Below are 11,717 nucleotides of genomic sequence, written 5' to 3'. Positions count from 1 at the left end.
TGCGTGTCTCGGCTCCATGCTTGGTGTGGCTGCTGCTCGCCGCGCCATGGGACACACCGTCAAATGTTCTCTGATGTATGGCGTTCACTGGCCTCTTCAATTGGGTGAGTTGATATGAAATGTCAACACTGATCGAACTCCTGCTTCTGGGAATTCTTGCTTATGCGGCGGCGATGATTGTTCGCTCAACAACTCGCAGGCGGGCGACCGGGCGAAGCGCCGAATTGGCCGAATCCAGATCTACGGAGTTCCCGTGCCGGTTGTCCTGGGAGGCTGGGACGGGAAAGAAATCCTTTGTGTACGGCAAGGTTCTGGCTGCGAACGAGGGATTGGCGTTTTCTCGGCGAAGGGGTGGCATGGTGAGTCTGCCCCTGCCTCGGAGCGACTGGGTTCGCAGGGAAACGAGTTGGCGCCCCGGTCTCGCGATCCTGCGCTACACCGTCCCCGGAAGGGGGGACGTCCGGATTCTGCTCAGCGAGGCGGACGTCGAGTTGATCGAAGGCTTTCTTCGCAGTAAGTAGGGCCGAACGCCGAACCTGGAGCAGCAGGAAGCGGGTCAGGAAGCCGAACCGTCGAGGCCGAGGCGGATCACGGCGAGTGCCTCGGCGATCTCGACGGTCATCTCGTCGTCGGGGCCGAACACCATGCACATGTCCTGGTGGAGCGGTTCGAGGACCTGCCGGGCCTCGGTGGCCCGGCCCTGGGCGAGCAGCAGCGTCCCGATGTTGTGCCGTAGTTCCACGGCTTCCTCGCTCACGTCGCTGTCGACGTCCCGCACGACGTTCAGCACGCCCTGGAGCGCGGCGAGCGCGTCGGTGACCTGGCCGAGTTCGGCGCGGCAGCGGGCCGCCTGGGCACGGTAGGCGCGGGCCTGTTCGCCGGTGGGGCCGGCGATACGGGCGTACGCGTCGGCGAGGGCGTCGAACTCGGGCAGGGCGGCCCGGTAGTCGCCGCCGAGGAGGCGGATCGCCGCTCGCCGGCGGCGCAGCGCCAGGACCTGCTTGCTCTCGGAGCCGAGGGCGAGGGCCGCGGGTTCGATGACCTCGCCGAGTACCTCGGCGGCCTGCGCGAACCGCTCCTCCTCCAGCAGGGCGTCGGAATGGGCGTACGCCTCCTTGATGTCCTCGCGCAGCTGGGCGGGGACGGGCACCGGCTGGGCCCCCGAGAGGACGGCTGTCGGCGTCGAACCACCGGGTGCGGGTGCCTGGGCGCGGGCGCGGGGCGCGAAAGGGCGACGGAACACGCCCGTCGGGTCGGGCGCGCCGGCCGGCCCGGCATCCGCCGTGCCGGGCTCCTGGCCTGGCGGCGGGAGGAACGGCAGCAGCCGCGCGTACACCTCCTGCGTGTCTGCGGGCCGCGCCTCGGGCGCCTTGCGCAGCAGGTGCAGGACCAGTTCCTCCAGCGCCTCGGGGACGTCGGGCCGCAGCTGTCGCAGCGGGGTGGGGGCGGCGTTGATGTGCTGGTACATCAGCAGGTACTCGCTCTCCGCCTCGAACACGAGGCGCCCGCCGAGGAGTTCGTGCAGCACACAGCCCAGCGCGTACAGATCGGTCTGCGGGGTGATGCGTCCGCCGCGGACCTGCTCGGGCGACATGTACTGGTGGGTGCCGATGGGGCTGCCGGTGGCGGTCAGTTTGGTGACGTCGGTGCGCAGAATCGCCGCGATGCCGAAGTCGAGGACCTTCACGGTGCCGTCGCGGGCGACGAGGATGTTGCCCGGCTTGAGGTCCCGGTGGATCACCGGCACGTCGTGGGCGTACGACAGCACGGTCGCGACCTGCGCGGCGACGGCGGCGGCCCAGCTGACCGGCAGCGGCCGGCCGGGGTCGAGGTAGGCGGACAGCGGTACGCCGTCGACGAGCTCCATCACCAGGAACAGCCGCTCGTACGACGCGTCGAGCACCGCGTCGTACACCTGCGGCACGCCGGGGTGCTGGATGCGCGCGGTGATGCGGGCCTCGCGGCGGAAGCGCTTGGCGAACTCCTCGGCCAGCTGCGCGGAGGTGACCGACGCCTGCCGGATGAGCTTCACGGCGACGGGCCGGTCGAGCACGGCGTCGTAGCCGCGCCACACGTCGCCCATGCCGCCGTGGCTGAGCTCCTCCAGGAGTTCGTAACGGTCGGAGATCGCCTCCTGCGGCACCTTGCCCCCTTGCGGCGTTGCTATTTCACATCTTTGGCCAGGACGGCGACGGCAACCTTGCCCACCACCGTCGTCAGGACGTAGTTGGTTGAGCTACTGAAAGCGACACCTACGCCGGCTGGTATCGCCTTGGCCATCGCCTTCTGGGTGAAAGTGATGGACACCCGCTTGAACAATTGCTTGATCGTGATCAAGGCGGGCCCTCGCAGGTACTGGTAGACCAATTTCTCGGCGATCTTCAGGACGGCTGCCTTGCCGCCCTTTGCCGCCATTTGTTCTGCTGAACCCGCCAATGCGAGCACGAAGGCGAGGTGCTTCTTGTCCTCACTGCTCAGCTCGGTCTCGTACAACTCGACCAGGCACATGCACATGTCGACCTGAAGCTTGAGTGCCACGGCGATATCAGTGGCACCGCCGCCCAAGACCGCGACCGCCGTCCCGATCCCTGGAATCACGCTCGGGGCTGCGGTGACCGCCCCAGCGGCTGCCGAAAGTTTGGAGTACCGGCCAATGATCTTGGCCGCGATCCGGCGCTTGTCCTCCAGGCTATCGGGCTCCCGCTTGAACTTGGTCTCGAAAGTCGCACGGTAACCGCCCACGAGCTTTGTGGCCGCCTCCGGTGTGATGACGATTGTCTCGACGGCCTTCTGAAGCCGAGATCCTTCGAGCTCGCCCGCCGCGTGGTTCATTACTGCCCCCCATATTCGTTGCACCTCATGAAGAGGACAACTCGCACTGCGCACAGTTTTGTACGCAGAAATCCGCGACACCGGCCGTAGCCTGCTGCACATCCAGCCGGGGCGTACGACTCAAACGTCGTCGTCCAGGCCCTCCTCGCGGCGGATCATCCGCCAGGCGGCCTTGCGGGCGCTGCGGTCCAGGCTGGACTTGAAGCCCTTGTCGGGGCCGAAATACTGGCGGCCCATGCCCGCGATGGTGTCGATGTGGTCGGCCATCTTGTCCGCGAAGACGTTGTCGAAGACGAGGCCGAAGTTGTCCTCGTCGTTGACGACGGCCGCGGCCCGCACCTTCGGGTCGGCCTTGGCCTCCTCGAACGGGCGGATGACGTCCTGCTCGGTGAACTCGGTGCCGAAGCGTTCGTTGAACTTGTCGATCAGCTGCGAGAGCAGCGACTTCTCCGCTTCCTTCGCGCCGCCCGAGCCGTCACCGAAGCCCTGCATCGTCGTCGGCCCCTCCGCCGTGAGGGAGACGTCGTACTCGCCGGTCTTCTCCACCCGCATATGGCTGAGGTCGACCTCGCCTATGTCCACGCCGCCGTCCGCCCGGCGCGGCAGCCGGTTGAGGAGGTAGCGGCCGTAGAGGTGCAGCCGCTCCAGCTCGGCGTCCCGGTAGGGGACGATCTGCGCGAGGAAGCCGTACTTCCTGACGTAGTCGTTGAGGTCGGCGCGGAAGCCCTCCGCCGTCTCCTGGTCGTCCTCGTCCTCGCTTTCGAGCAGGTGCGTGAAGCGGGTTACGGCGGGGGAGAGCAGCCGGTACAGCTCGGCGTGCAGCTTCTCCCACTTGGGTTGTGAGCCTGCCGCCTTCTCCTTGGCCACGAAGTACGCGGCGGCGAACTCGTCCATCTCCTGCCCCGAGAGGATCGACGCCCGCATGACCCGGCTCTGCGCGGTGTAGAGCAGGTTGGGGTCGGAGGGGAGGGTCATCGCCTCCTCGAAGTACGGGCGGAATGAGTCCTGTATGTCGTTGGCGTCGTTGACGAAGTCCAGGACCGCCAGGTCCGCCTGGGTCTTGCGCTCCGCGGTCCGGTTCAGCCGGGACAGGGTCTGGACGGCGGAGATGCCGGTCAGCGGCTTGTTGACGTACATCGTCGTCAGCAGCGGCTGGTCGAACCCGGTCTGGTACTTCTCCGCCACGACCAGGATCCTGTACTCGCGCTGGCCCGTGCCGCCCGCTCGGGCGGCCTTGTCGTCGGCGCGCGTGTACGCGAACGCCTTCGGCAGCGCGCTCTCCGACAGCCCGCCGTTCTCCTTCGGCTCGGTGGTCTCCTCGCCGTCGACGGTGAGCGAGCCGGAGAAGGCGACCAGGACACCCAGGTCGGGGTACTTGGTGTCGTAGTCCCGGTCCTTGATGTAGCTCTTGATGGCGCGCGCCATCTGTACGGCGGACTGCCGCGAGGCGGTCACCACCATGGACTTGGCCCGGCCGCCCAGGCGGCCCCGGCTGTGCGCCACGAAGTGCTCCACGATCACCTGGGCGTGCTGGGCGACCGTCGAGTCATGGGTCAGCGCGTACCGGGCGAGCAGGGAGTTCGCCTTCGACGGGTCGACCTCCCGCTCGTCGGGGTTCTGGTTCACCAGCTTCCAGTACGTGTTGTACGTGACGTAGTTGCGCAGCGGATCGAGGATGAAGCCCTCCTCGATCGCCTGCCGCATGGAGTACGTGTGGAAGGGCCGGTACGTGGCCTTGCCGTCGATGTCCTGGAGCGTGCCGAAGAGTTCGAGGGTCTTGGCCTTCGGCGTGGCGGTGAACGCGAAGTAGGAGAGGTTCGCGGCGCGGGAACGCTGCTCGGCCTTCTTCTTGAGCTGCTCGTCGAGGGTGGCGGTCGCCGGGGCCTTGACCGTGGTCGCGCCCACCTCCTCCGAGTCGGAGTCCAGGCCGAGGTCGCGCAGGGCCGACCGTACGGCGGTGGCGGCGTCGCCGGACTGCGAGGAGTGCGCCTCGTCCACGATGATCGCGAAGCGGCTGCCCTGGATCTCGGTGGGGTTGCGCTGGAGGTAGTCCAGCAGCGCCGGGAAGGAGTGCAGCGTGACGGTGACGATCTTCCCGGTGTCGCGGGAGAGGGCCTTGGCGAGCTGCTCGCCCTTCGCCCCGTGCTTCTCGTCGATCTTCACGACGAGGCCGGCGGTCTGCTCGAAATTGCCGACGGTTTCCCGCAGTTGCGCGTCCAGGTTGCGGCGGTCGGTGATGACGATGACCTTGTCGAAGACCGGCACGCCCGGCTTGAGGCCCTTGGCGATGGCCTCGGGGTCGAGTTCGCGCGGGTCGGTGGGGGTGTGCAGGTCGCTGAGGCGGTGCGCGAGCCAGCCGATGGTGTTCGACTTGCCCGAGCCGGCCGAGGCCATGACCAGGTAGTCGTGGCCGGCGCCGCGGGCGGCGGCGTGCGCGGTGAGCTTCTTGACCGCGTCCCACTGCTGGAACCGGGGGAAGACCAACGTCTTCGTGCTGCCGCCGCCGGGCGTCTTGCTCTTGTGCAGGTGCACGAACCGCTGGAGCAGGTCCAGCCAGTTGTCCGGCTGCCAGACCTGCTCCCAGAGGTAGGAGGTCGCGTACGTGCCGTAGGCGGTGGGGGCCGGGTTGCCGGCGCCGCCCGGCTGACCGGGGCCGTTGGAGCCGGTGTTGAAGGGGAGGAAGCGGGTGTTCCTGCCCTTGAGCTGGGTGGCGACGAAGACGAGGTCCGGGTCGACGGCGAAGTTCGCGACGACGCGGCGCGTGAAGATCAGCTCGGTGGGATCGCGGTCGGTGCGGTACTGCTCCTTGGCCTGCTCCACCCCTTGCCTGGTCAGCGGGTTCTTCAACTCGGCCGTGGCGACCGGGATTCCGTTGAGGAAGAGGGTGAGGTCGAGCCGGTTGCCCCAGTCCGCCTGCTTCGTCGCGTACTCGAGTTCGCGGACGACGGTGAGGCGGTTGGCCCGGTAGCCGTCGAGCACGGAGTCGTGGGCGACGAGGTTCGGTTTGAAGTAGGCGACGCGGAGGAGGACGCCCCGGTCCTTGACGCCGTTGCGGAGCACGTCGAGGAGGCCGTTGGTGGCGATGGCCTGGTCGAGGCGGCCGGCGAACCCGCGCTGGGCCTCGTTCGGGTCGCCGCCGTAGACGGTGAGCAGTTCGCTCCACTCGTCGGGCTGGGTCGCCTCGATGAACGTGAACAACTCGTTGGTGTCCAGGCCGAGATCGGCCCGGTAGTCCCGCGGGCGTGCCTCGCGCCAGCCGCGCTCGACCATGGCGGAGACGATGGCGTCGCCGAAGGCGGACTCCGTGTGGATGGGGCTCATGGCTACGCGCTCACTCCGTCCGTTACGTTGCGTCCGCCGGCGGTGGAGACGTCGAACTGGCCGGTCACCGCGGCGGCGATGAGGGACTGGCGGCGTTCAGTGAGCAAGGCCAACTGTCGATCGACAAGATCGTCGCATCGGTCGGCATGTGCGAGTGCGGCCTGTACGTTCCCCACGATCCGCAGCTGCTCATGATGCGACGGCATCGGGGCTTGAATCTGCGACAGGTGAGTGGGGCCGAAGTGCTGCATCGTGGCCCCCGTCTTCAACACGTCGATTTGACGGGAGAAGAGTGACGACCGAAGGAATGCCTCTACGTACTTCATTTCTACGTCCTGCCGAGCGGGGCGCAGAATAATCAAGCCGGTGTAGGGAATCGCCCCGACGACGGACGGGTCTTTCACGACGGAAACTCCGCCCATGGTGGCGCTTCCGCTGATCAGCCGATCACCCAACTTGAGGCGAAACTGTGACCACTGGCGGGCTGCCTTCTCAGGGTCGAGATAGTTGCATCCATTCAACGTGACTTCCCCGCGCTGGAGACCTGAAATCCGAATGAGCGGGATTCCTTCATCGTGGAAGTCAACCGCCATGATTCCGGGGCCTTCGCGGAAGCGAACCAAATAGCGGAAGGGGGTGAGATTCCGGTGCTGCTCGATCTCGGAGTCGATCACGCGCTGAGACCGCTCGGACACCAATTCTCGGAGCTTCACGTAAGTTCGTGTCAATGCGTCGATGCGGGCGGTCTCGGCGTCGAGGAAGCCGGCGATGCGGCGCTGCTCCTCCAGCGGAGGGATGGGGAAACGGAGTCCTGCAACCGCAGAAGCCGTCAGCAGCGGTTGAGCCGTCTTCGAAGCCAGTTCAGGCAGACGCGCACTCATCAGCAGGTAATACGTGTACGTACTCTCGAGGGTCGGGCCAGGGGAAGCAACGATGACGTTATCGGAAGCCCAGCACTCTTCGCGCGCGAGATTGATTGCGCCGACGGTGCCGACTCGGCCGATGAGGGTGGACCCCGACCGCGTGTTTGCCCTGGAGGTGCGCCCGATGGGGCCGGCTGCCCCCATTACAGGGAAGGCGCCGTCTTCGGTGCGCTCCGAGCACGAAGTCCCGCTCCGCAGGGTCAAGACCCATTTCAAAGCGACCTCTGTTGCAGCAGGCGTCGTCACTTCGTCACCTCACCCAGCAGCGCCTGAATCTCCGCCTCCAACGACTTCAACTCCGCATCGATCTCCGCCAGCGGCCTCGGTGGCTGATGCACATAGAAGTGCCGCGTGAAGGGAATCTCGTAGCCGATCTTCGTCTTCGAGTGGTCGATCCACGCATCCGGCACGTGCGGCAGCACCTCGCGCTTGAGGTAGTCCTCGACGTCCTCGCCGAGCGGGACGTTCTCGTATTCCCGCAGGTCCGTATCCGGTTCCGGGGCACCCTTGAGCTTCTGGACCTCGCCCTCCGGGTCCGGGACGCCGATCGTCTCCCGTACCGCCTTCGCGAACGGCGCTCCCGACGGCCATGTCAGGCCGGCCGCGACCACCGCGTCCTTGAGCGCGACGAACGCCTCGGACTTCGTCGTCCAGGACGAGCCGAGCAACGTACGCACCGCCGCGACGAATTCCTCACTCCGTTCCAGCTTGGCCACCGGCTTGGCCTCCGCCAGCGCCGCCAATGTCTCCTCCGTGACCTCGAAGCGCAGCTTCAGGGGGCGTTCGACGGTGATGCGCTGGTAGCCGAAGTCCTCGTTGGCGAAGACCTTGACCTTGCCGCGCAGCGGGTGCTCGGGGTCCTTGGCGACCTGGAGGGCCTCCGCGTACAGCCGGGTGATGTCGCCGATGTGGTCGGGGCGGCCGTTCGTCCCGTCGCCGAGTTCCTTGCGCTTGTCGCCGAGCGACTTGCGCATCTTCTGCCACTGGTCGCGCGCGTCGAGCAGGACGACCTTGCCCTTGTGGTCGGCGTCCTTGCGGTTGGTGAGGATCCAGAAGTAGGTGGAGATGCCGGTGTTGTAGAAGAGCTGGTCGGGGAGGGCGACGATCGCCTCCAGCCAGTCGTTCTCCAGGATCCAGCGGCGGATGTTGGACTCGCCGGACTCGGCCGCGCCCGTGAACAGCGGGGAGCCGTTGAAGACGATGGCGATGCGGGAGCCGCCCCCGCCGTTCACGTCCACCGGCTTCATCTTCGAGATCATGTGCTGGAGGAAGAGCAGCGAGCCGTCGTTGATGCGCGGCAGACCCGCGCCGAAGCGGCCGGCGTCGCCGAGCGACTTGTGCTCGTACTCGACCTCCTCCTTGACCTTCTTCCACTCCACGCCGAACGGCGGGTTGGCGAGGATGTAGTCGAACCTGCGGCGGGCGTGGCCGTCGTCGGAGAAGGAGTTCCCGAAGCGGATGTTCTCCGGATCCTGGCCCTTGATCATGAGGTCGGACCGGCAGATCGCCCAGGACTCGGGGTTGAGCTCCTGCCCGTACACCTCGACCGTGGCGTCCGGGTTGAGGGCCTTGATGCGGTCGTCGGCGGCGCTGAGCATGCCGCCCGTGCCGCAGGCCGGGTCCATGACCGTGCGGACGACACCGGGCAGGCTGAGGGCGTCCGCGTCGGGCGCCACCAGCAGGTTGACCATCAGCTTGATGACCTCGCGCGGGGTGAAGTGCTCACCGGCGGTCTCGTTCGACTGCTCGGCGAAGCGGCGGATCAACTCCTCGAAGATGTAGCCCATGTTGTGGTTGGGCACGACATCGGGGTGCAGGTCGAGGCCGGTGAACCTGCCGATGACCTGGTAGAGCAGGTTCGCACCGTCGAGCTTCCTGACCTGCTGGTTGAACTCGTACTTGTCGAGGACCTCGCGGGCGTTGTCGGAGAAGGCGCCGACGTAGATCTGCAGGTTCTTCGCGGCGTTCTGCGGGTCGGCCGCGATCTTCCGCAGCGTGAGGTCGCTCTTGTTGTAGAAGGAGTGGCCCGAGGCCTTGCGCAGGAAGTGGTCGGTGTCGATCTCCTGGCCCGCGAACTTGGCGACGGTCTCGACGACCTTCTCGCGCGTGGGTTCCAGGACGCACTCCAGGCGGCGCAGCACGGTGAACGGCAGGATGACCTTGCCGTAGTCGGACTGTCGGTAGTCACCGCGCAGGAGATCGGCGACGGACCAGGCGTGGTTCGCCAGCTCCGTGTGCTTGCTGATGTTCAAGAGGTCCCGGCTTCCTTCCGAAGAGCACCGTCCGGGCGTGGGACGGCAGGGATCCAGTGTGGTCGTGTGCGGTGGGACGTGTGGGGCGTTTCAGACGGATTGACTGTCCGGGGTCTCCGGGGTCTCCGGGGTGTCCGTGGTGTCCGGTGGCAGGAGTACGCCTGCGGTGAGGCCGGTCGTGAGGGTGGCCGCGGTGTCGGCGGCGAGGCCGGCGGTTCGGCCGACGGCCGCGCGGAGCTCGTACACGCGGCGGAAGGCCTCCCCGTAGCGCCGCTGTTCCTCCAGGGGCAGCAGCGGTACGCGCAGGCGGCCCGGCGTGACGTGCACGAGGGTGCTGCCGGTGGACGCGGAGGCGATGTTGTCCTCGGCGCCGAGGAACCCGGCCAGGAACCACGGGTCGAGGCGGGCAGGGTCGGGGCGCAGTAGGTGGATGTGCGGGCCGAGCAGGGCTCCGGCGTCCTGGTCGTCGGCGACCCGGGTCATCGCGGGCGCGTCGCCGCCGCCGGCGACGGCGCGTACGAGGACGTCACCGGCGGCGACGGGTTGCGTGGCGTCCGCGTGGATGTCAACGGGCCCGCTGGACGGGGGGTTTCCGGCGGAGATGTCCTGAGCGGTGAGGACCGGCCGGTCCACGGTGGGGGCGGTGCCGCCGCCCTTGGAGCCTCGTGTCCCGGGCGTCGCCGCCCGCAGCACGGTCAGGGCCCCGCCGCGTGCCAGGTCGGAGACGGTCGCCGTACGCCACTCGCGGGCCGCCTCTCCGGACGGCTGCCATCCGCCGGACGCGGAGGCGGCCGCCAAGGCGGCGACCTGCTCGGCCAGTTGCTCGTGCAGGTCGTGGACGCGCCGGGCCAGGGCGGCCGGGTCGATGTCGGCCGCGGTCGCCCGCACATGGCGGGCCGGGGTGACGTCGACGACGTCGTCGAGGAGGTCTACGAGCGGCACCGCGCGGGCGACACCGGGCTCGTCGGTGTAGGTGTCTGGGGCGGTGGTGAACGCGGCCCACTGGGCGAGGACCCGGTCGGTCAGCCCCGCCCAGTCCAAGGAGGCGGCAGAGGGGGGCGAGGCGGGGACGGAGGAGGCGGCGGAAGAGGAGGAGCCGGATCGGCGGGGGCGTGAGCCGCCGCGGGTGCCGGTGCCGGCCGTGGCCGTATCGGTGGCGGACGGCGTGCCCGTGGCGCCGCCCCGCTGCTCGCCTTCGCCGTCGACGAACAGCACCGTCGTACGGTCCGTGCCGCCCGGCTCGGGGCGTTGGAACACCCAGATCTGCAGGGCGATGTGGAGCGGATACGCAGCACGTGCGGGAAGTGAGACGACGGCGCGCAGGGCCCCGCTGCGAATGAGTTCCGCGCGGATGCGGCGGCCGGAGGCGCGGAAGGCGAGCGCGGGCGGCAGCAGCATGACCGCGTGCCCGCCGGGCTCCAGGTGCGCGAGGGCGTGTTGCACCCAGGCCAGTTCGGATTCGAAGCGCGGTGGGAGTCCGTACGCCCACCTCGGGTCGTAGGCCAGCTCGTCGTGACCCCAATCGCGGTCGGCGAACGGCGGGTTGCACAGGACGGCGTCCACGGTGACGTCGGGGAAGGCGTCGGCGCGCAGGCTGTCGCCGACGCGGATCGCCGTCCCGGCCTCGGGTGCGGTGAGCAGCAGCCGGACCATGGTGCGCCGGCCCTGGACGGGAAGCGAGTCCTGCCCGAACAGCTCCTGTGCGCCCTGCCGGGCTGCGGCGGCGAGGAGCGTGCCGCTGCCGCAGGCAGGGTCGAGGACGCGGGACGCGCCGGCGGGCAGAAGCCGTGCCATGAGCAGGGCCAGGCCTTCCGGGGTCCGGTAGACGCCGGAGGCGGCGCCCTCGTCCAGTTCGCGTTCGGCGAGGACGTCGACGGCGGCCTGTGCCCCCGCCTCGCGGACGCAACCCAGCAGCGCGCGGACCGCGCCCGCGTCGTCCGGACCGTAGCGGACCGGCTCGGCCTCGGGCACGGCGGCCGGGAGCTCGCCCGCGGTCTTCTCCGCTCGGGCGATCAACTGGTCGTCGGGCGCGGCGGCGAGCTCGGCCAGCTCCTCCGGCGTGCGGCGGGACGCGGCAGCCACCAGCGGGAACAGTCGCGCGGCCACTCCCGAGCCGGGTCCCAGCAGCCGTAGCGCCGTACGCAGCTCCTCGGTCGGCGAGGCGGCGGAGGTGTGCCCGCGTCCCCGCAGCCATGCCTGGACGGCCGACAGGTCGTAGAGCGGGCTGGCTTCCGTGCCTGCGCTGGGGGCCGGGAAGTCGTCGTGGCGGCGCCGCCAGTTGCTGACCGTGGCGCGCGTGACCCCTGCGATGCGGGAGATCTCGGCGGCTGTCACGTGCGCGGAGGGCGCCAGTTGGGCTGGTGGCTGCTCGGGCATGGCGTGGGGTTCC

General features: G+C 68.6%; 6 protein-coding genes. All 6 read right to left on the bottom strand.

Annotation, left to right across the window (positions count from 1 at the left end; genetic code table 11):
* Positions 1–556 precede the first annotated feature (556 nt).
* Positions 557–2,143 (bottom strand): serine/threonine-protein kinase, encoded by a 1,587-nt coding sequence (locus Q4V64_RS22060; RefSeq protein ID WP_124444278.1) that lies wholly within the window; start codon positions 2,141–2,143, stop codon positions 557–559.
* Between the two features lie 20 nt (positions 2,144–2,163).
* Positions 2,164–2,832, bottom strand: coding sequence for a hypothetical protein (locus Q4V64_RS22055; protein ID WP_124444277.1), 669 nt, complete (start codon positions 2,830–2,832; stop codon positions 2,164–2,166).
* Positions 2,833–2,952: 120 nt separating this feature from the next.
* Positions 2,953–6,153, bottom strand: coding sequence for a type I restriction endonuclease (locus Q4V64_RS22050; protein WP_124444276.1), 3,201 nt, complete (start codon positions 6,151–6,153; stop codon positions 2,953–2,955).
* A 2-nt stretch (positions 6,154–6,155) separates the two neighbouring features.
* Positions 6,156–7,322, bottom strand: coding sequence for a restriction endonuclease subunit S (locus tag Q4V64_RS22045; protein ID WP_124444275.1), 1,167 nt, complete (start codon positions 7,320–7,322; stop codon positions 6,156–6,158).
* Positions 7,319–9,328, bottom strand: a complete 2,010-nt coding sequence (locus Q4V64_RS22040) for a class I SAM-dependent DNA methyltransferase (RefSeq protein WP_124444274.1) — start codon at positions 9,326–9,328, stop codon at positions 7,319–7,321. The genes Q4V64_RS22045 and Q4V64_RS22040 overlap by 4 nt, the downstream gene beginning before the upstream one ends.
* Before the next feature lie 90 nt (positions 9,329–9,418).
* The gene (locus tag Q4V64_RS22035) at positions 9,419–11,704 is read right to left on the bottom strand and encodes an N-6 DNA methylase (protein ID WP_253267350.1); all 2,286 of its coding nucleotides are present in this window, start codon (positions 11,702–11,704) and stop codon (positions 9,419–9,421) included.
* Positions 11,705–11,717: the final 13 nt, after the last annotated feature.

This window comes from Streptomyces sp. NL15-2K (assembly GCF_030551255.1).
In the GTDB taxonomy this organism is placed as follows: Bacteria; Actinomycetota; Actinomycetes; order Streptomycetales; family Streptomycetaceae; genus Streptomyces.
Note: the sequence above shows the minus strand (reverse complement) of the source record. Positions and strands in the feature narration are given on the sequence as shown.

Excerpts from the sequence above, each read along its gene's own strand:
- Q4V64_RS22050 (WP_124444276.1), bottom strand. The coding sequence starts at position 6,153 with ATGAGCCCCATCCACACGGAGTCCGCCTTCGGCGACGCCATCGTCTCC.
- Q4V64_RS22055 (WP_124444277.1), bottom strand. The coding sequence starts at position 2,832 with ATGAACCACGCGGCGGGCGAGCTCGAAGGATCTCGGCTTCAGAAGGCC.
- Q4V64_RS22035 (WP_253267350.1), bottom strand. The coding sequence starts at position 11,704 with ATGCCCGAGCAGCCACCAGCCCAACTGGCGCCCTCCGCGCACGTGACA.